Annotated in this window: 14 protein-coding genes; 6 read left to right on the top strand and 8 right to left on the bottom strand. The window is 40.9% G+C overall.

Annotation, left to right across the window (positions count from 1 at the left end; genetic code table 11):
* Window positions 1-21: 21 nt before the first annotated feature.
* The 8 genes from V7K32_RS23325 to V7K32_RS23290 all read right to left on the bottom strand — a co-directional run bounded on the left by V7K32_RS23325 (window position 22) and on the right by V7K32_RS23290 (window position 17,968).
* Entirely contained in the window at window positions 22-927 is a 906-nt protein-coding gene (locus V7K32_RS23325) for an SDR family NAD(P)-dependent oxidoreductase (protein WP_334996405.1), read from the bottom strand.
* A 255-nt stretch (window positions 928-1,182) separates the two neighbouring features.
* Window positions 1,183-3,042, bottom strand: coding sequence for a hypothetical protein (locus tag V7K32_RS23320; RefSeq protein ID WP_334996403.1), 1,860 nt, complete (start codon window positions 3,040-3,042; stop codon window positions 1,183-1,185).
* 165 nt (window positions 3,043-3,207) lie between these two features.
* Window positions 3,208-6,096, bottom strand: coding sequence for a type I polyketide synthase (locus tag V7K32_RS23315; RefSeq protein WP_334996401.1), 2,889 nt, complete (start codon window positions 6,094-6,096; stop codon window positions 3,208-3,210).
* A gap of 4 nt (window positions 6,097-6,100) precedes the next feature.
* Window positions 6,101-10,900 (bottom strand): type I polyketide synthase, encoded by a 4,800-nt coding sequence (locus V7K32_RS23310; RefSeq protein WP_334996399.1) that lies wholly within the window; start codon window positions 10,898-10,900, stop codon window positions 6,101-6,103.
* A 182-nt stretch (window positions 10,901-11,082) separates the two neighbouring features.
* Entirely contained in the window at window positions 11,083-12,480 is a 1,398-nt protein-coding gene (locus tag V7K32_RS23305; protein WP_334996397.1) for a hypothetical protein, read from the bottom strand.
* 41 nt (window positions 12,481-12,521) lie between these two features.
* Window positions 12,522-12,827 (bottom strand): acyl carrier protein, encoded by a 306-nt coding sequence (locus V7K32_RS23300; protein WP_334996395.1) that lies wholly within the window; start codon window positions 12,825-12,827, stop codon window positions 12,522-12,524.
* Window positions 12,828-13,158: 331 nt separating this feature from the next.
* Window positions 13,159-15,015, bottom strand: coding sequence for a fatty acyl-AMP ligase (locus V7K32_RS23295; RefSeq protein ID WP_334996393.1), 1,857 nt, complete (start codon window positions 15,013-15,015; stop codon window positions 13,159-13,161).
* Between the two features lie 2,797 nt (window positions 15,016-17,812).
* Window positions 17,813-17,968, bottom strand: coding sequence for a hypothetical protein (locus tag V7K32_RS23290; protein WP_334996391.1), 156 nt, complete (start codon window positions 17,966-17,968; stop codon window positions 17,813-17,815).
* A 36-nt stretch (window positions 17,969-18,004) separates the two neighbouring features.
* Here V7K32_RS23290 and V7K32_RS23285 point away from each other — a divergent pair, with 36 nt between their 5' ends.
* The 6 genes from V7K32_RS23285 (at window position 18,005) to V7K32_RS23265 (ending at window position 22,244) form a co-directional block, all read left to right on the top strand.
* The gene (locus tag V7K32_RS23285; RefSeq protein ID WP_334996389.1) at window positions 18,005-18,127 is read left to right on the top strand and encodes a hypothetical protein; all 123 of its coding nucleotides are present in this window, start codon (window positions 18,005-18,007) and stop codon (window positions 18,125-18,127) included.
* 879 nt (window positions 18,128-19,006) lie between these two features.
* Window positions 19,007-19,231: a hypothetical protein gene (locus tag V7K32_RS23280; RefSeq protein ID WP_334996387.1), complete on the top strand. Its 225-nt coding sequence runs from the start codon at window positions 19,007-19,009 to the stop codon at window positions 19,229-19,231.
* Between the two features lie 234 nt (window positions 19,232-19,465).
* Window positions 19,466-20,680: a glutamine synthetase family protein gene (locus V7K32_RS23275; RefSeq protein WP_334996385.1), complete on the top strand. Its 1,215-nt coding sequence runs from the start codon at window positions 19,466-19,468 to the stop codon at window positions 20,678-20,680.
* 213 nt (window positions 20,681-20,893) lie between these two features.
* Window positions 20,894-21,190 carry a Nif11-like leader peptide family natural product precursor gene (locus V7K32_RS23270; RefSeq protein ID WP_334996383.1) on the top strand — a complete coding sequence of 99 codons (297 nt, stop codon included), beginning with the start codon at window positions 20,894-20,896 and terminating at the stop codon, window positions 21,188-21,190.
* Between the two features lie 762 nt (window positions 21,191-21,952).
* Window positions 21,953-22,120: a Nif11-like leader peptide family natural product precursor gene (locus V7K32_RS28890; protein WP_442938791.1), complete on the top strand. Its 168-nt coding sequence runs from the start codon at window positions 21,953-21,955 to the stop codon at window positions 22,118-22,120.
* Window positions 22,074-22,244, top strand: coding sequence for a hypothetical protein (locus V7K32_RS23265; RefSeq protein ID WP_442938790.1), 171 nt, complete (start codon window positions 22,074-22,076; stop codon window positions 22,242-22,244). The genes V7K32_RS28890 and V7K32_RS23265 overlap by 47 nt, the downstream gene beginning before the upstream one ends.
* Window positions 22,245-22,274 lie beyond the last annotated feature (30 nt).

Raw genomic sequence — 22,274 nt, 5'->3', positions numbered from 1 at the left:
AGTTTTGCCAATTTTAATTCGTTATGATTTTCTGATTTCGGTGGTTTTGTCTGAGGTTGCTGTTACCATTGATTTGCTTTCATTAAAATTCGGCGGCTGGCGCTTTTGATTTTCGATTCGGAGTTTATTAAGCTTACCTACTCCCATCCAGCGATAAACTGTGTCTCCAAATCGGGGGAAAATTTGCCACGACGCCATTAACAGCTTTGATATACTTGCTGTTATCGGATCTTGATTGACAATCACTTCTGGCTGATTTTGCTTAATAGCGCGAATGACGGCTTTTGCTACATCCTCCGGTTTAGATGCGCCGGCTAACTTTGGTATGGGTACACCAGTATCGGCAATCATTCCCTCACCAGAAACATATCCCGGACAGATTGCAGAAACTCTCACGCCACTACTTGCTAACTCTTGTCTGAGTGCATCAGTCCACATCAGAAAACCAGCTTTGCTAGCAGAGTAAACACTGTTATAAGGATTTCCCTTTTTACCAGCCAGAGAAGCAATATTAACAATATTACCTTTATTTTGGTCTAACATCGTTGGCAGTATCAAACGAGTTAATTCCATCCCGGAGAGCAAGTTAATAGTTAATATCGACTGCAACTCGGCAGTAGAATAATCTTGAAATTCTTTGTATATCTCTATCCCAGCATTGTTGATTAAAATGTCAATAGGCCCGGCAAACTGGTTAATTTGTTGAATCAGGTTTGGCAGATCCTCTAGCTGACTGAGGTCATGGCTAATACCTAACCAGTGACCTCCTAAAGCTTTGACTTCGATCGCTACTTGATCTAGTGCCTTTTGCGATCGCGCAACACCAATTATCGTTGCCTTTTCTTTTGCCAAAGCACGAGCAATAAAAACTCCTATGCCGCGTGAGGCTCCTGTCAAAAGTACTGTCTGACCTGCAATAATTGTCATGATTGCTTAATCCTTTTTGATTCAGTAGCAACCGAGTAACGCAAGGCTGTACTATAGCGTTTCTGGTTTGGATGTAATACAGTTTGACCTCTCTCCAAACCTCTCTCCTAAAAGGAGAGAGGCTTTGAACAGTGAACAGTTTAGTAGGTTGGGTTGAGGAACGAAACCCAACATTTTTGAGGGTTTGTTGGGTAACACTAAAGTTCAACCCAAGGGTATTGGTGTATATTTCATGCAATTGAGAACCGCTATAGTTTAGGAAATAGCAATGTTCTCTTTCAGAGAAGGGAAATGTTTCCCACCCAGTTCAATTTGTTCCTGTTCAACTCCAGTTTTGATTCTGGCTAGTAAATATTTCGAGTCAGAGGCAATGATATTTGTGCCATGATCTGGTTCGATCAAACTGGCTAAGGCAATATTGCTGCCATATTTATTCACTAGATTGTATATACCTAAGAAATTAAAAACTCCTGATTCATAAGTTCCACAAGGAACTGAGGGATTTTGAACTCCAGTGCAATACTCATCGGGTTGCAACCACTCTTTTGATGGATATCCGTGAAAATGAACCATTGGCATTCCATTTTGAATTAACTCTGGTGCATATAAAGCAGCAGCCAGTGCGATCGCTACCATCACATAGATATCATAAGATGGTTTGATCTCCCCCGCCGCCGAATCAAGTCCTTTTGGCAACTGGAGTAATAATGTGTCTTGTAATCCAATCCTAAATATGTCTGTTTCTAAATTCAGGTTGGTTTTATTTGAGCCGGAACGAGCACTAGCAAGCCAGATATCTGGTATTTGTTTAAATAGGTATTTTCCTGCAATCTGGGTTTTGATAAACCTTCTACCAATTTCATTTTGACGCAGTTCATCAGGGCTGAATCCGGCGATGGTTGATAACCTATCCCATTCACTTTCGGATATTTCTACAGCACCTATATATTGTGGTGGTTCGGCGAAAGCAACAAAGCCGTAAGAAACTCCTGTTCTCCCATTGATCATCCAGTCTACAATATCCCGATGAGATTTTCTTTTCATCACATCGTTAATTTTAAAACCAGAAGGGAGTAAGTCTGTTGATGCTAACTCTTTACCCAATTTGACTAATTGAGCAGCATATACAGATGTTTCGGCGTCATATTCTCCAATTTCAAATCGACTTAAAGGTAATGGTTGAATTGGGACAAATATTTTCGGAATTAAAGATTTAGAAACGAATTCATCAAGCAAATCTTTAGAAAATACAGAATCGGAAAGATTCATGTTTAAGATAGAGATATTGCTGCTATCAACCCCAATCACAATTTCTGAAAAATTCTTAATCAGGGTATTTACACCAATGGGAATTTTTTGCTGATAAGGTATTTTTGGATCAACTAGCTTGGGATTCAGTTTGCTTAAAACGATCGCTTGAGTATTTGTCGGGTCTTCAATTGGTTGGACACTCTCTTCAGCCCAACTGATAAATTGCATGATTTTAGAAGCAGACATCGGGTTGTTGTTGAAAACAAAATGAGAATATAATCGATACAATAATTCTGCTAAAAGTATCTTTGCTTTCCCAAATAAAGAAGGAAATTTTTCAACATCTACGACGGCGTTAACGCCTGATTTTATCACCCTTGTCTTGATATTCCTTTTCCAATTAACAAAAGGAATAGTAATTTCATAGTTAAATTCTTTAGTTGCTTCTTCCCAAGAGAGAATCTGAACTCCGTTTTCTTGCAGGTTATTTTCTAATTTTTTCCTAAATTCTAAAACGGCTTCTTCTTTGTAACCTTTAGGCAAAGGTCTAAAGGTTACTTTTAGTCTATTTGCCATCATTTTTGGATCGATGACAGGAGGAATAAAGCCTGTAATTTTTCGACAATAACCACCAATCAAACGCCCAATTGTTTGTAAACTCAGGTCTTGCGTTGTCGAACTATCACTAACGGCATCGTTACTTTTTTGCAGAAAGGCGAGAATTTCTGTTTTGCGTTCAGCTAGTTCTGTGCGGATTTCTGCTGTTAATAATCCTTTGGGAGAATTAATTTTCAGTTTGTCATTATCAGCCCACAACTGAACGCCTTGATGATTCAGGTTTTCCAAAAGCTCTGATACGTTCATAGATTCACCATTTTTGTTGTTATTTAAACAGAATTTAAGAGTCAGATTTCACAAGAAATTATCTATCAATCCGGTTAAGTTAAGGCTAAAGTTCTTTCTAAAAGTCAATTTTTTGAACGAACCGCAAAAAAGAGAAGATAACAAAGGAATAAATGCTTAACTTAATTAAATTTCAAAGGTTTCTGATTCGGAATCTTCTACTTCTTTAGCTAAGTGTTGTGAAAGTGACTCTATGGTGGGATAATGCACTAATAAAAGTGGAGACATATTAAGTCCAAGGTATTGTTTACCAGCACTAGCAATGCCGATCGCTAGGACGGAATCTAAACCATAACTGTCAAAAGGTATGCGAACATTTATTTCATCGGGTTTGACTCCCAGTTCTTGGGCAATTTGGCTAACTAACCAAGCTTGAATGTCTTCTGCTGTCAGAGATTGAAGATTTAGCTGCTGCAATGTTATGTTAGTTTCCTCCTCTATTTCGCTCTGCTGGTGTTGCTTTTCTAATAGCTCAAACAGTCTAGGGAGTAAATTCAACTCTGCTTGTGAGAGTTCTGCTGTCATTTCTAACTGCTTGACTAATTGTTTAAAATCTGGTTGATTAATGGTTTGATTCGGGGACAAACTTTCAACTTTCCCTTGCCCATTCCGATTAGCTCCAAACCAATGGCGCTTTCGCTGCCAAGGATAGGTTGGTAATTGCAGACGTTGACGCGAATAATCCAAATCAAAAGCTAACCAGTCTACTTTTGCCCCATGTATATATAATGTCCCCAAAGTTTCTAGTAGCTGTTGCCAATCTTCTTTTTCTGGTTGCAGACTCAGAAGCGAAACTTTTTCATTTTTAGATAAGCGATCGCTACCTATTTCTACAAATATTTCGTACCCTTGTTGAGTTAAAATATTCACGCTGGCAGCATTCAAAGGTTCTCGTATTTGCTGACACCAATACTCAGGGGTAGCTATTTCACCACTTAGCTGAGAAACTACGGGAATTTTTGGTTGCGAGTAGGTTACTTCTCTAGCTATTTGCTGAAAATCATCCTCTTGAGACTTGACAACTAACTTTAACCCATCTTCCAAGCTGAAAACTCCAGCTACACAGGCCGCAACGTATTTGCCGATATTGTTCCCCATAACTGTGGTGGGTTGTATACCCCAAGATTTCCATAATTGGAAAAGGGCATATTCTAGGGAGAAGAGGGCAGGAGCAGATGCAGAGGCAAGTATCTCTAGTAATGGTTGCTCTATGTAAGTACGGAGGATTTGATCGCAATGGTCGAGTGCAGCCCGGAAGGTAGGTTGAGTTTCGTAGAGTTTACGCCCCATTCCTAAATTCTGGGAGCTAAAATTTGTGAAAATAAAGGCTATTTTCGGAGAACCTGCGACTTTTCCTTTAAATAATCCTGCTACTTCTTGACCAGCGCTGAAGGCGGCTAGCTTTTCATAAAGTTCGCTAGATGAAGATGCTACCACACTTAACCGATGCTGAAAGTGCGATCGCCCGTTATTAGCACTAAAGCAGATATCTCCTAAAGCTAAGTCTGGGTTAGCAGCCAAATGTTTTTCATACTTTTCGGCTAACTCGATTAAGGCTTCGTCTGTCTTGGCTGATAGTGCCAGTAGGTGTAGGGGGCGTTCTATTAATCTTGGCGCTGCTTCGGAAATCGGCGCTTCTTCGACGATTACGTGAGCATTGGTGCCGCTAAAGCCAAAGGTATTCACTCCCGCCAGTCGCCGCTTTCCTCCTACAGACCAGGGCATTCGCTCTGTGGGAACTTTTAAGCTTAATTCATCCCATTTGATGTGAGGATTAGGCTGCTGAAAGTGCAGATGGGGTGGAATTTCCCCATGTTGCAGAGCTAGCACTACCTTAATTAAACTGGCTATCCCCGAAGCGGGTTCTAAGTGACCAATATTGGTTTTTACTGAACCAATAACTAAAGGTTTGGCTTCGGAACGATTTTTACCAAAAACTGCCCCCAAAGCTGCCACCTCAATCGGTTCTCCAACTGATGTCCCCGTACCCTGAACCTCTACATAGTCAATCTGGGCTGAGTCTACACCACTATTTTCTAAAGCTTGGCGAATGGTAGCTTGCTGAGACATCCCATTGGGAGCAATCAAGCTACTACTACGTCCATTGTGGTTCACCGCAGAACCCCGAACCAAGGCTAAGATGTTGTCGCCGTCAGCTAAAGCATCTTTGAGACGCTTCAAGACGACAACTCCACACCCTTCACCTTTCACAAAGCCATTAGCAGCAGCATCAAAGGTTTGACAGCGACCGTTAGGATTTAGCATGTGTGACTTGGAGAGAGCAATGCTGGTATCTGGGACGAGATTTAAACCAACTCCGCCAGCTAAAGCTAAATTGCATTCTCCCAGACGCAAACTTTGACAAGCTAAATGTACTGAAACTAATGAAGAAGAACAAGAAGTATCGATCGCCATACTTGGGCCTTTTAGCCCCAAAATATACGACAAACGCCCAGCCGCTACGCTCAAGGAGTTACCGATCGCACTAAAAGCGTCGATTTGGGTTGAGTCTCCCATTGCCGACATTACCTTGCTGTAATCATTCAGGTAAATGCCGATAAACACTCCTGTCAAACTGTTATATATATGCTCTGGTGCAAGAGTTGCATTTTCTAAAGCCTCCCAACCAACTTCTAGTAACAGCCGTTGTTGAGGATCTATACTTGCGGCTTCCCTAGCTGAAATCCCAAAAAATTCTGGGTTAAAGCCATCTACCTGAGTCAAAAAACCGCCTTTGGTGGTACATACCTTGCCAGGAGCATCAGGATCTGGATCATATAATTTTTCCAAATCCCAGCGATCGGCCGGAACTTCAGTTATGGCATCAACTCCGTTGCGTAACAGTTGCCAGAATGCCTCTGGATTCTCAGCACCGGGAAATCGGCAACCCATGCCAATAATTGCAATTGGTTCTCGTTTGGCGTATTCCAACTGGTTAACTTTGGCTTGCAGGTCTTCAATCGCTCGAAGCGCCCGCTTGATGGGTGATATAGTCTTTTCTTGTTCTGAATTCATTTCTTCAGTACCTCATGCTGTCTAATCTACCAAGTAACAGTGCTTCGGCTTCGCTGTCCGATAAATCGTCTATATATTCAGTTTCAGCTTGCTCTTGCTGCTGATAGTTGGTTTTTTCTGACTCCACAGCAGATTCATCAGAAAATGCTGCGTTAGCGTTCGCGCAGCGTTCCGCAGGAAAGCTTATGGAAGGTATCGCTTCTTGAAGTAAATAATCTACAAGGGTTTCGAGTGTGGGATAATCAAAAACTAAAGTTGCAGGTAAAGAACAACTTAGAGTACTTTCCAAACGGTTCTTCAACTCCACCGCCATCAGAGAATCCATGCCGAGATCGAGAAAACCTTGTTGTGGATCTAATTCCGATGAATCAATCCCTAAAAGTTTAACAAGTTCACTTTGGAGGTGAGTAAATAAAACAGTTTGCCGCTCATTAACAGGAGTTTTTTCTAACTGTTCTAAAAATTTTGTTCGCGGCAATGATGGTTTTTTCTCTATGGCAATGAAAGATTCTAGAAACGGTGAAACCACACCTTCACCAAATTGTTCGCGGAATTTCGACCAGTTGACTGGTAATACTCCTACCTGGGTTCGATTTTGTCCGAGCAAATCTCCTAATATTTGCAATCCCTGCTCTAGTGGTATTGACTCCATCCCTTGAGCCGCTAATCTGGCTTGGTCGCGGTTTGCCAGATTTGTCGCCATGCCGGCATCTTTCCAAAGTCCCCAGTTGATGCTCAATCCTGGCAATCCCGATCCTCGGCGATAACCCACTAAGGCATCCATAAAAGCATTGGCCGCGGCATAATTTCCTTGACCTGGCGAACCTAATAACGCCGCCGCCGAGGAAAATGTGACAAAGAAATCTAGTTGTAACTGTTGACTCAAGCTGTGCAGAATCCAAGTTCCTTTCACCTTGGCTGCCATAACTTGCTCGAAGGATTTCCACTCCTGTTGTCGAAGAATGCCATCTTGTAACATCCCAGCAGCGTGTATAATTCCTCCCAAAGGCGGCATCGAGGTTTTAATCGACTCGAATACTCTGACCATATCACTCCATTGAGCGACATCAGCAGTGGCGATCGCTACCTTAGCTCCCAGATTTTCCATCTGAGCGATCGTTTGCAGGACTTCAGCAGATGGCTGTTTGCGTCCAGTCAGCATTAAGTGCCGCGCCCCTCGCTCTACCATCCATTGCGCTACTTTTAAACCTAAAGCTCCCAATCCTCCAGTAACCAAATATGTCCTATCGGATTGCAGAGATATTGAACCAGCCTCACTAACTTCGCTACGGATCAGGCGAGCCACATAACGCTGTCCTTGACGGAAGGCAATTTGGTCTTCCCCTTGAGAATCCGAAATCTCTGCTAACAAATTTACTGCTTCATCTGCGGGAGCATCAGCAGCTAAATCTAGTAATCCGCCCCATAACTTGGGATGCTCTAAAGCAATAACTTTACCCAATCCCCACAAAGAAGCTTGGGCTGGTGATACTAATGAGGGTACTGCTGGTACTGCTCCCCTGGTTACTAACCACAAACGGGGCGAGGCGAGGCGCGAGGCCAGAGCTTGTACTAAATGCAGGGTACTAGCACAACCAAGAACCTGAATCTTTTCTATTAAAGGGATGGTTAATTCTGAACCTAATCCGGCTTCTAAACTCCACAGGTGAACAACTCCCCTTAACGGTAAGTTGTTAGTTCCGACTACCTCTTGGAAAAGTCGCTCAAAATCGGCTGGTTTTGATGGATTAATCCTCCAAGTTCCCGGCTGTTGAACTTGATAGCTGTTCCCAGGATAGACCAGAAAACAACTTTCACCCCGCTCTTGTAAAAGATGTGCTAGGGCTTCTCCAACACCCCATCCGTCAGCGAAAATCATCCAGCTACCAGGTTCTTGAGCGCTGATTTTTGTCAACTGCCGTGGCTTGGGCTGCCAACTGACTTCATAGAGCCAATCTTTGTAGGATGTTGCTGTTAGTTGATGTTGATGTTGTTTGGCTAATATTTCTAACAGTTTGGGGAGTACTTTGATTTCTTCTGGGGAAAATTGTGTTGCACTTTGTAAGTATTTAACTAGTTGTTCAGTGTCCCCCTGATGCAAGAGATCAAAGATTTTAGTTTGGATGCGATCTGGGGATGAAGATTCTATTTTTGAATCCTGATGATTAACTTGTTCAAACCAGTAGCGTTGGCGTTGAAACGGATAATTTGGTAACACTACTTGATGACGGGCATAGTTTTGATCAAAGCTATTCCAGTCTACGATCGCCCCACTAATGTACAATACCGCCAAGCTCTCAAGAATTTGTTGCCAATCTTCACGCCCCGGACGCAAGCTAGGCAGCCAAACTCCCTCTCCCTCTGGTAAACAATAACGACCCATTCCCATTAATATTGGCTTGGGGCCGATCTCGACAAATATCTTGTAACCCCTTTGATACACCGCCTCCATACTGTCTGCAAATCGTACTGGCTGGCGGACATGATTGCACCAATATTCAGGGGTAGCGATTTCATCTGTAATTGGTTGACCAGTGAGATTGGAAATTAAGCTAATTTTAGGTAAAGAGTAGGTAATACTTTTTGCTACTTGCTCAAACTCACCTAACATTGGCTCCATTAAGGGAGAGTGGAAGGCATGAGAAACTTGTAACTTTTTGGTGGTGATTCCTTGTGCGCGGAAAATCTTGGTGACTATTTCGATCGCGTGGCGATCGCCAGAAATTACAATATTCTTCGGGCCATTAATCGCAGCTATGGTTACTTGGTCATAAGGTTGAATAATTGAAGTTACCAAAGCTTCCGAGGCAATTACCGCCACCATTTCCCCACCTTGGGGCAACGCTTGCATCAAACGAGCGCGTTCAGCAATCAGCTTTAGACCATCTTCTAAACTAAATATCCCGGCAACACAAGCGGCGGCATATTCACCGACGCTATGCCCCATGACTGCATCAGGCTTGATTCCCCAGGATTGCCATAACTGAAACAGAGCATATTCAACAGCAAACAAGGCTGGTTGAGTGTAAGCAGTTTCATCTAAAGGCGAAGTTTTGCCCGCTTCGGGATAGAGAATCTCAAGTAAAGGCTGTTTAAGATAGGGATGCAGAATTTCGGCGCATTTGTCAATCGCTTGTTTAAAAATCGGTTGAGTATCGTAGAGTTGACGACCCATACCGACATACTGCGATCCCTGACCGGTGAATAAAAATGCTAGCTTCGGTAACTTCTTTTTAGTTAATTGCTGACTCTTCAAACCGGGAGCATCTTCTCCCGCCGCAAAAGCACTCAATTGCTGACACATTTGTTCAGCCGATTCACTCACAACAGCTAGACGATGCTCAAAATGCGATCGCCCTGTATTGGCACTGAAACAGGCATCCGCCAAAGATACTTCTGGATGAGAGGCGAAGAAATCTTGATAATCTTTAGCTAATTCCGTCAGAGCCGGAGCAGTTTTTGCCGATAAGGTGAGGATCTGTTGGGGGCGTTCGGCTTGGCTGGTAATTGAAGTAGCGATCGGGGCTTCTTCTAAAATTATGTGGCAATTGGTGCCACCAAAGCTAAAAGCACTGACCCCTGCCAAACGACTTCCAGGGTAAGACCAAGACCAAGGCTGTAGCTCAACCGGGATGTTAAAGGGTGTTCCTTGCAGAGAAATATAAGGATTAAGTTGCTTGAGGTGCAGATGGGGGGCAATTTCCCGTTGTTGCATTTGCAAGACCACCTTGATCAGCCCAGCCATCCCAGCCGCACCTTCCAAGTGTCCAATATTGGTCTTGACTGAGCCAATCCAACAGGGTTGCTCTGGGGAACGACCTTCCATCAGTACGGCTTTGAGGGATTTTACCTCAATTGGATCTCCTAAAGAAGTGCCAGTGCCGTGAGCTTCCACATAGCTAATTTGGGCTGGAGCTACTCCCGCCTGTTCCAAAGCTTGACGAATAACTGCTTGCTGGGAAGGGCCATTCGGGGCTGTCAATCCATTGCTCGTACCATCTTGGTTGATTGCTGAACCTCTAATCAGCGCCAAAATGTTGTCTCCATCACGCAGAGCATCTTCTAGACGCTTTAGCACGACGATCCCACAACCTTCTCCTCTGCTATAACCATCAGCACTAGCGTCAAAGGTTTTGCAGCGACCGTCAGGAGCCATCATTTGAGCTTGGGAGCAAGAGATCCCAGGTTCGGGAGCCAACATCAAGTTAACTCCTCCAGCGAGGCAAAGATTAGACTCTCTATTCCGTAAACTCTGACAAGCTAAATGAATTGATACTAATGAGGAAGAACAAGCTGTATCTATGGCCATACTTGGCCCACGCAGATTCAGCAAATAGGATAAACGATTGGCGGCAATGCAAGGGGTTGTACCCGTAGCACTATATGCCCCGATCTGGGAAGAATTTTTGTAAATAAGTTTGTGATAGTCGGCGTTGGTAACACCAATGAACACCCCAGTTGGGCTACCCGCGAGAGTTTTTGGTAAAAGTCCAGTATTTTCTAAAGCTTCCCAAGCTACCTCCAACACCAATCTTTGTTGGGGGTCCATGTGTTCTGCCTCGCGGTCAGAAATTCCAAAAAAGCTGGGATCAAATAAATCTACCTGGTCTAAAAAACCGCCGGAACGGGAACTCATTTTTCCTGGTGTCGCTGCCTTAGATTCATAAAAGGCGTTTATATCCCATCGTTCTGGTGGTACTTGGGCGATCGCATCGACTCCATCACGCAAAAGATGCCAAAATGATTCAGGATTTTTCGCTTTGGGAAAACGGCAACCAATGCCAACAATTGCTATGGGTTCCATCAAAATACTATGCCCCTCTTTAAATAATTACCAATTCGTAGTTAAGAATTCAATTACGAATTACGAATTAGGGATTTCCAAGAAATAAATTACCCAAATAAACAAACCGCAGAGACGCCGAGAACACAGAGAACACACAGAAATTGGGATATTTTTTATTTGGAATTCCCTTAGATATTGCTTTAACTTTCTTGAGCTAAAACCGATTTTGAGAATTCTTTAAAGACGCGAGTATTGATTGGAAGTGCTTTCTCAATTGAGCCTCCAGCAGCCATGATCCCCATCTCACGGTTCACAGACCACTGATAGTCTAGGCGGCTAAATAATCTCCGCATCAATTCCAAAAGACTGTGATGATATTTCAGCCCAGTTTGATAACCTTCGTGGTCTTGACAGAAGCACTTTTCCATCCAATTGAGTGCTTCTTTTGTTTCCATGTTGAATAGAGGAGACTTCAAAAGCTTGTAGTAAAAGAGCATTAACATCGGATCATCGTAAACACAACGACCAGGTAAGACTCCAGAAAGTCCGCTCAAAAGGTTACGTTGGATTTGATAAACTATCAAACCAGAGATAAATTTCTCGTAAGCAGTTGGTTTCGGAAAATCCTTATACATATCTCTGGCAATGGTTTGAGAGATGGTGGTATGGAAAGCCTCATCCAATAAGTGGTTATAAGAAACAGCTGTTGGGGTGGGAATATACTCGCCTTTTTGCTCTAACTCTCGGTAATATCTGACATAGGGATATTCTTGATTTTTGAGAATTGCATTAGCCGTGTAGCGCAAGGAATAGTACTGACATGCCATAAACGGCGACATACCCCAGTGAACAGTATAAAACCGTAGCCAGTAGCGGGGTGCGATTCGCCCTGCTAGTCCATCTGCTGGCGCGGGAATTGGCTGACCTTTTTCTTCTAAATTTCTCAAATACTGCGAATAATACTCTTTTTTGTCGCTCAACATTGTCTTAGCGATCGCACTTAAGGTATTATCTCGCTGTATCGAAAAGGGAGAACTTCCTTGACTAGAGGTGAAATACTCTCGAACAGGTTGCGGAACCAAAAGACTCAGCCAATTATTATTGTCTTTTCCGGTTTTGTTATAGAGGGAATTACCTAATATGGTTTTCCCAACAATACCCATTTTTGTTTTGTAACCAATCTTTTGAAAGGCCCGAATGTGGTAGCTTTCTTGATCGGTTTCAAAGTCAAGTTCATCACAAAGTGTTTCGTAACCACCAACCGCCCGAAAAACACCAGACGTAACCATGTTGTAGATACTTGTACTGGCTTCGCTGACAGCAGTATGGTTATAATTTCCCACCCAATAAAGATGATTAAGCGCTAGTTTTTGGGTTTCAGAAGCAGCATCATAAAGAGGAGTCCCATAGAGAAGCGAAAGGTCGGGTTTGCTCCAATAATAATTGCTGTTTTTGGCGTAATTAAATTCATTACCCAGTTCTTTGAGTTTCTCAGTATAATCTGAGTCTTGATTATTTTGGTAAGTTTTTTCAATGCGATGGAAGTGAGTTGGCTCCTGCACTCCTAACGATTCGAGAGTCTTGTTTGTAGTTACCATGATTTTCTCCTGAATGACACTAAATATGAAGATAGTTGAGATTATTTTTCAGTTTTTAACTCTGAGACTAAATGCTTAACTAGAGCCTCAACAGTTGGGTAATCATATAGTAAGGTTGGATCAAGTTCACATCCCAACCAATCTTCTAAGTCACCTGTTAAACCGACTGCTGCTGAAGAATCTAAACCATAGCGGTCAAAAGGAATTGTGACTTCGATTTCATCTGAATCGACTTCTAACAAGTCAGCTAGATAAGAGACTATCCATGCTTGAATCTCTACTGCTGTTGGGATCTGCTTGGGTGCAACTGTAGATGTGGTATCCAATTCAAGATTCTGCATTGTCATGGTTTAACTCCTTGTCTGTGTAAATGTTTCAACAATCAAATGAAATCTGTTCAATTTTTGACTGCAACCATAGCTAGCTCTTTTAGGGATATTTACATTCAAAACCAAGCTAAAAAACTCTAGAAGATAAATGATCCCGGTATTTGGAGCTATCTGCCACTACTGCAAGTCATCTGTTGGAAATGCTTGATAGTTTTTAATTTAACTACCTATAGATAAACCTTTAAAAAGTTTGCAGGTATTTATTTGGGATCGCTTCTTTTTGCCTCTGAAGGGATTTAACAAAACTCATCTTGTATGTCTGCTATTTAGTGGATAATTTGATTGCTATTTATGGGTGGTTAGTAGGTGTTAACTGCCTTAAAACAGAATCAACCTCTGCTTCTAGATCCTTAAACTTAGCTTTGTTCTGAGGATTTTCACTCCAATCCTCCATGACATCCAAGGTGCCAGCATTAAATGCAGTTCGACAAGCTTGACGGCGAATTTTGCCACTAGAGGTTTTGGGAATACTTCCAGTCTTGATCAGTACCGTAGCAAATATATCTAGTCCATGCTGTGCAATCACTGCTTGTCTTACATTTCCAAGAATTTCTTGAACGTTTAACTTACGTAAGTAACTGCGCTCTACCTCTTGAACAATAACTAGTCGCTCGGAACCCTTGAAATCGATGGAAAATGCTGCTCCTGAAGCAGGTTTCAGGGCTGGATGGCTCTTTTCAACAGTCAGTTCAATATCTTGTGGATAATGATTTTGCCCTCTGATGATAATTACATCTTTGACTCTGCCTGTGATAAACAACTCTCCATCTTGCAAAAATCCTAAGTCTCCAGTGCGGAAAAATGGGATTGAGGTTTCACCATCGCTTATATCTGTATCTGCTAAATAGGCATAGAAAGTCTTTTCTGTCTCTTGGGGTTGATTCCAATAACCTTGAGCAACACTCGGCCCTGCTACCCAGATTTCCCCGACTTGCTCAGGTGCACACATCCTTAAAGATTGGGGATCAACAACTATCACCTTCTGATCAAAAGGACTTTGCCCACAACCTACTATTGTCTGGATATCTCCCCGACTCTTATGCTGCTTGACAATTAGGTTTTGCTCTAATGCTGCTTTATCTACGTTGCAAGTGATTGGTAAAGCTGTTTTCTCACCCCCGCTTACTATCAGAGTGGTTTCTGCCATACCGTAGCAGGGATAAAATGCTTCTTTACGAAACCCACAAGGTGCAAAAGTAGAAGCAAACTGCTCTAAGGTTTCAGCCCGGATGGGTTCAGCACCGGTAAAAGCAACCTCCCAACTGCTGAGATCGAGAGTTGCTAACTGTTCGGGTGTCACCTTGCGAATGCAAAGATCGTAAGCAAAGTTTGGCCCACCACTAGTTGTAGCTTTGTAGTGAGATATTGCTTGCAACCAACGAATTGGTTTTTGGAGAAACTCTACTGGAGACATCAGAATGCAAGGAACCCCTAAATATAGGGGTTGCAAGACATTTCCAATTAGTCCCATGTCATGGAAAACAGGCAACCAACCAACAACGATAGTTTTGTCTGTATGTCCGAAGGCTTTCTCGATCATCCGCTCGTTATGCAGGAGATTCCCATGAGTGATCATCACCCCCTTTGGTGTCCCTGTAGAGCCGGATGTGTACTGGAGGAAAGCTAAGGTATTATCGGTCAATTCTTGCGGTTGCCATGCAACTGCAACATCGTTACTCAACTCATCGGTAGCTAGCCAATGCAATTCAGAAATTTTTAGATCCTCTTGATTGAAGCTAGTTTGCAGGTTATCTAAAAGAGATTTAGAAGTAAGTACAATCTTGGCATCGGCATCTGCTGTCATTGCCTGCAACCTGGACAATTTTTGATTTCGTCTGGGTGGATATGCCGGAACTGCAACAACGCCTGCATATAAACATCCAAAGAAAGCAGCAATAAAATCTAAACCGGGTTGATATAGCAGCAAAGCCCGTTCACCGACAAGATTTAGAGCCTGGAGATTAGCTGCGATCGCTTGTGCTTGCAGATGTAATTCTCCATAAGTCAACGATGCTGCTTCTTTCTCTATACTTTGTAAAAAAGTATAAGCTTTCTGCTCAGACTGATTTTTTGCTCTATAAATCAGCAATTCAACTAACGTTGAAAACTGATGCGGAGTTATCAAGCTGTTGGAATAAACACTCATCGATATACCTCTATTCAATTACAGTTATATTTTGCAGCCAGATATTATCTTTAATCTGCATCAACTTAGGGCGATCGCATGATGTCAAGAAGACTATTTTATTTTCTAAATATCCTGAGTTGATCTCACTATATCCTGTTGATTAACAAACATTTAAATGATGGATTTTAATCTAAAAACATAAATCAAGTTAGAAATCCTGATTTATTCTTTGCAGATTAAAGTTGGTTGGTTGGTTGGTTGCCGTCTAAATTAATTTATATCTGTTTCCCCGATTCTACAAATTAGATATAATTTTCGTTTGTGTTTGATGGATTTAGAATATAGCTAATTTTCTTATAAGTCAACACAATATTTAAAAAAATTTCATAAATACCTCTACTGATATAGATTTAGTTATCTGAAAAATGTATTAAGGAATACTGTCTGTAATTTACGTTTCTGTTAATAAGCAAAAAAGTAAATTACAGTAAATTTTTAATTATTAAATTTCAGGCATTAAAGCCTAAAAGCCTGGATAAAAGCCTATTTGACTTCTATTCTTGGCATCGATACACTCAATATCCGGGACATATTTTTGCTGTAATCTGATTCTAAAAATGCTTGTTCATCCTTATTTATCTATGTCTTCAAATGATGATATAACAACTATTTTACTTTTAGTAGCATATATTTTTAGTTATTCCAATATTTTTATAAAATTTTTATTTATTCCCTTATATCTGAGGGAAATTAGGATTTAAAAATATTAGTAACTAAATTACAAATATGCAAATGCTGACTCGTTGTAGTGCTTGCAATCAACTAAGTTAGATTTGCAAGTGAGCAATAATAGTGGATGTTTCTTACATTCAAGTTCGTGAAAAATTTCCATTCTCTCCAACATTGCAGTATTGGATATATTATTCAGCAGACAGGAGCAAGCTACATTTTTAAGCGTGGGATTCGACGCCAGATGATCCCAGTCCACTTAGGTGAGGATACCCGCCTACGCAGCAGGTTTTTCTATTTGGGTAGAGCCAGAGATTGCACTAGCTCTTTTGTATTTTGTGCTACGCATCTTAATACAAATTTTGTTTTGTTATATTAGTGCGCTTTCTACCCACAACTAGGGTTTGCATTAATATTTCTTTCCTTCTATATTGTCACCTCTGCATTTATTTTTAAATTTTTTTCAATCAAAAACTCATTTGAGGATTTCCTCGCTCAAATCAAAACGATGGTGTAAATGGATTGATACTTGAATGCAAATAGATTCATGTTTGGAAATAAATTAAATATAGATATAGCAGTTAACTCACCTCCTAGAACACGCTACAAAAATTAAAATTTTTATCTATGCTTTCTATGCACCTATGTTGCTTTGAAGATAACTATCCGCTTTTACTGCAAATAAAGGCGTTGCTAAACAAGCAATCTCCAGATGTGTTTATTTATCTTGATTGGAGTGCATAGATGATTGATTAATTGGTACAATTCTCAGATTAGCTAACCAAATTTGCTAGGTACTTAATTTTGCATTATTAGCAAAATTATTTTGCCTAGAAATAAAATTAAATTGGCTGATTTTGTGTCTTAAAATCCAATTTTTAGGATTTTAAAGATTTTATTCGCCTAATTTTGGCAAGAATTGAGAATTTACTAGAAAACAGATAAACAAATTTTATATTGAGCCATAATTGGATTATCAGTCCCAATTTTGGCTGTAGCGCTGGGTTGGTAGAATAAACCGCTCTTGCAAGCGTTAAAGCTTACAAATAATTGCCTTATTAAAGCTTGATTTTGACGAAGACTTAGTGTCATAATTGTGATTAGTTGTTGTTCATGGTAAAAATTGCTGCACAAAAGTGCCGCAGTTGATTCTGAAGTTTCTCTTGCCGGAGATTTTGCAGAAAAATGGATATTAAGTTAGCCCACAAAGGTTAACTTTGTATTGATAGCCTGATAGACAGCTAAAATCTGGATAATCCCTCTGGTCTTTTGCGAGACTAGGGGGGTTACCTCACGCTTTAAGTTAGAGCTGAATTTTTACCTGCTAACATTTTTGATGTTCCAAGGTAAATCTAACTGCACTATGGTTTTTAGCTGATTTTTGAAGTAAATTTCCTATTTTAAATTAACATCACAGCCTTCCCTCTTTTAAAAAAATCTCCGTAAATAAAATTAGTTCAAATTAGGGAACCCAAGTCTTTTAGAGACTACAGATATTGGGTTAGACAAAAATGGCTATCAATAGAACATACTCAAGAAATTCAATCATTGTCAAATCCTGAAATGCCTATAAAGTCGTAATTTGCAAAGGCGAATTCTGCAAAGTACAGATTAATACTGCTCATGAATTAATCAAACAATTTTTTCATTTCTCCCATTTGTGTATTTATGTGTTTTTTTTTGTGTATTTGTTAAATATCAATTTAAACAATACATTTTTTTTATGATTAATGCAACACTTCTTAGGTTAATTGCTGGTTGAAAAACTCAAGTCTCTACTTTACTTCTAAAGGTAGAGGACAAAATGGATTTATTCCTCCACACAAATTTATCAACCCAAGCAAGAATTGTGGGTGAGAATAGCTAAGTTTTTAAGCGACTCAGTAGAAGCTGTGATTTTATAGCTATTACTTTTTGTAGTTTACAAGACTACAGATACTACACAGTTATTGCATTTTCCTAAACTTAGGATACCTGCATTTTGCCTTTTTTAGACTAAAACACATATTTTTTTATTTTTAACTTGCAATTCGCCTATTTTTTAATGAGTTAGGAAAAGTCAGTAAACGGAAAACTTCTGCGATCGCTATGATGCCAATGGCACTTCAACCGGGAATACAAAAGGCTCTTTGGCATACCGCCCGACGGTAAGCCGCCAGGGAAAGCACCAGCCTGTGAACCAATTAGAAGCTAGCGATCGCGCATAGCGATTGCCACAACGCGCTTGTCTCGCTTCAAACAACTATTTTACACACCTGCTTAATAGTGAAGTTGGTGTATGTCTAATTCAACCAAAAGCCTGATAGTTAATTCCATTGAAAAGCTAAAAGCGACTCTACTGATTCCTACTATTGCGAGCGCATGGCAGTTTCATGAAGGCAGCGATCTCGCCAATGCCTGACTCCCACTCGGATCAATACTGTTCGGTTAAGGAAAATACAAGGTAAAACAAACAATAAGGTGTTCGCGTTTTATATGACAATGTTTGCGAATTAATCTAAATCACAATTTATAGGGTGAGGCGCTACGACGACATCTCTTGACTTTGAGGATAGCGATCGCAATTCGCCAACATAGTCGGTATCAACGCCTTTGACCGTCGTCTCGTCGGAATATGGGAGCGTTACTTCCTTTTATTTTCAGGCATTTTTTGACCGAACAATTAGCTTTTTCCGACGTAATTGATAATTGATTCATTTAGGGTACAGAGCAACTAATTTCAATTTTGTAAAAATCAAAACACGTAGTATCAGCATTCAGTTCAAGCACATTCATCAGAGCAGCAGAAGATGTTTTGGGATGTTTTATCCCTTCCCCTTTTAACATACACCCCAATCCTCCAAACGCAATTTTGGCTGGACAGGCTACTTAGTACAGCTTGGCAAAAGTCACGCATTCAAAACTCAAAAGTCACAACGTTGATATATTAAGGCTTGTGCCTCTTTTAAGATGGTAGGTTTATTTACGCTCTGTTGTACTAGTTACAATTGAGCAAACCGGAATTAAATTCATACTAACACCATATTTGATTTTTCTAAAATCTGCCTGGAGATAGATGAGTTGATGCGGTACAAATTTAACCTCAATCCTTTTTAGATTTAGCTTTATCTGATTCTGATATTGATGTACAAAGCCCTAATCCTGCAAGCGTTGAGACTGAGAAATCTGATTGATAGCCATCAAAAACCTTTCGCCAACAGTATCGATGTATTCACAGGAAAAATGCAAAGTTTTGTTAATATTTTTGCAATAATGCAGACTTTATGAATAGGCAATTTAAATGAAAAGACCTGGATTTATTGAGCGTCATCATCTGTGGACAGAAATCCAAAAAGAAGCATCTTCAAAGATTAAGGCTGTTGTTAAAGAACGGGATCTATTGTTGATTCGTACCGCTTGGGCAGATCAGCATGGCATTGTTCGCAGCAAGTCGCTCTTACCCCAGGCGTTTTTAAGCGCCTTAGAAAACGGTATGCTTTCTCAGCACAGGGACATTCCTGTTTGATACTGGTGGTGCAATAGTATTTAATCCCACATTCCGCACTTCAAAATGTATTATCTATCTTTTCAATAAAAATTCCTAATAATGTTCAAATTATTAAGTATTAATATTGAATACCATTGGCGATTTATGTTGTTGATTTAACCATTTTTTTCCACCTATGGGAAATCTACGCATATTACACGATGAAGTGCGGAAAGTCGGTTTAATCCCTTCGTTCCGGGCGGGAGCTTAGATATGTCTCAGATGACAGGTGCGCCAAATCTTGTGGCTGTTCCTGACCCTCATACCTTCAAAATTGTGCCTTGGGCAAAACGCACAGGCTTTATCCTCTGTGACGAGTACTTTCAAAATGGTCAGGTAATGCCCTTTTCCAGTCGCGGTATTTTGCGGCAATCATTGGTAGAGTTGCATCAAAGAGGGTTGGAGCATATTGTCGGCTTAGAAGTTGAGTGGTATTTGGCAAAGTTGTCAGATCCGATGTTAGCGATCGCTAATGTTGGTACTTCTGGAAAACCTGGCGAACCTGCCAAAGTTAGGGCTGTAGAGCATAGCTTCCAATACCTTTTAGAATCCCACAATCCAGAGATTCACGACTTGCTGCGCGTTCTGGCAGAAAACTTAGTTGAAATGGGATTGCCTTTAAGGAGCGTAGAAAACGAAGGAGGTGCCGGTCAATTTGAATTTACCTTTGACCCGATCCCGGCGTTGCAAGCTGCGGATACAATGATGATATTCCGAATGGCGACCAAGCAAATCTGCCGTCAACAAGGTTACATCGCATCGTTTATGTGTCGTCCAAGACTGCAAGGTTCTTCTTCCAATGGCTGGCATTTGCACCAATCCCTTGTAGACCGAACTACAGGCGACAACGCTTTCATGTCTGCAAACGCCAAAACCCTAATGTCTGATTTAGGTAAACACTTCGTTGGTGGTCTTCTTAAACACGCCAATGCCGCTTCTGTGTTCACAACCCCGACAATTAACGGCTACAAAAGATTTAGACCTTATTCCCTAGCTCCCGATCGTGCTGGGTGGGGGTTGGAAAACCGAGGAGCAATGATTAGATTACAAGGCGGTTATGATGACCCCAGCACCCACATTGAAAACCGAGTTGGAGAACCAGCAGCCAATCCCTATCTGTATATGGCATCGCAATTGATTTCTGGGTTAGATGGTGTAGATTATAAAGTTGACCCTGGCTCCCCAACAGAGTCACCTTACACTACAGAAAGTCCGACCTTACCCAAAAGTTTGCCAGAGGCGATTTCATATTTGAGCCAAAGCGAACTTTTTTCTCAAAAAATGGGGCAGCAGTTTATAAACTTCATTATTAAGATGAAACAGAGTGAAATTAATCGCTTTTTGCAGTCCGTCGCCGATGAGCCACCAGAAGACTATTTATTGCAGGTGACTAACTGGGAGCAAAGAGAATATTTTGAATTATTTTGAAGTGAATAATTCTTGAGAATGTCGCGCTGCGATCGCATTTTATTGGTTGATTCTAATGCCCTATGGTGTCGCACGATTAATAGCGATCGCAGCCTATAAGCCATAAATAAAATAAAAGTAAACAATTGTTAGTCTTATCAGAAAAATAATGGATTGTGGTCAGCAGTTACAGCCTCTAATGTATCAGGTAAATACTAAGAGTAGGTCTAAAGTATGTCTACGGAAAGCGCTAGAGCCTTTTACCAAAAAGTAAGTACCGATGAAGCGTTCGCTAACCAACTGCGGAACGCTGACAGTGACGATCAACGTTTTGCAACTATACAAGCGGCTGGTTATGATTTTACTCCCGAAGAATGGGCAACCGTCGTAGACCAAATTAAACAGTCAAATGATCAAGAACTCAGCGAGTCGCAGCTAGAGGCAGTTAGTGGTGGATTAACAACGTTACCTTTGGGGGATGGCTCCGTCCGCGCATTATATGGGGTAGTTTCTTCCACCGAACTTTCTTAGCCTGAGTAGTAACAACTTCTACTTGAGGGTAATGGGGGAACCTATTTTCCCCCAACCGAGACAGTATCAGATAGCTCTGAACAAAGAAGTAAAGATATGCTATCGAAAATCTTGAGAATTATACCAGAGAATAGCCAAGGATGAAGCGTTGCAAAACGCTATTTCAAAATTACCTAGATCAGGACTTACGCAAACAATAGCCGAAATCCTTATTTTAAGGTAGGGTCAATTCATGAATTGCCCCTACGGTGTGTACTTTTGCGTAAGTCCTATAGATAACTAACTCTAAAAATTGATGATATATAAAGCGCTTGCCGAGGCACTTTTAACCAAAGGCAAAGCAAGGAAGTCTCCGTTTTTGCAGTTTTGATTCTAATCCTGTATGGTGTCGCACGATTAATAGCGATCGCAGCCTGTAATATCATGTCCGGTTAAAGACTTATCATTAAGAGCGCAGGGGGAGTTTTCAGATTTTTGCACAGATGCAAGAATCATAACTAATCAGCCGGACATGATATAAGTAGGTAGGCATAAATAAACCTAACTATGTAACAACATGTAAAATGTTCAAAACCCTTGCGATCGCTTCACTTTGCTTTGCTCCCTTCACAATAACATAGTTATAAATTTTCGCGCCTACCTACTTAAGCCATAAATAAAATAGAAGTAAAAAATTGTTAGTCTTATCAGAAAAATAATGGATTGTGGTCAGCAGTTACAGCCTCTAATCTGTCAGGTAAATACTAAGAGTAGGTCTAAAGTATGTCTATTGAAAGCGCTACAGCATTTTACCAGAAAGTAAGTACCGATGAATCGTTCGCTAAACAACTGCGGAACGCTGACAGTGACGATCAACGTAGGGCAACTATACAAGCGGCTGGTTATGATTTATACTCCAGAAGAATGGGAAACCGTTGTAGACCAAATTAAACAGTCAAATGATCAAGAACTCAGCGAGTCGCAGCTAGAAGCAGTTAGTGGTGGTATTATGTCCCAGGCAATGTATGGGATAGTAGTTTCTCCCGTAATTCCTCTCAACGGCGAACTTTCTTAGCCTGAGTAGTAACAACTTATACTTTAGGGT

The organism is Nostoc sp. (assembly GCF_036917635.1).
Classification (GTDB): domain Bacteria; phylum Cyanobacteriota; class Cyanobacteriia; order Cyanobacteriales; family Nostocaceae; genus Nostoc.
The sequence above is the reverse complement of the archived record's forward strand: the minus strand, read 5'-3'. Positions and strand labels throughout refer to the sequence as shown.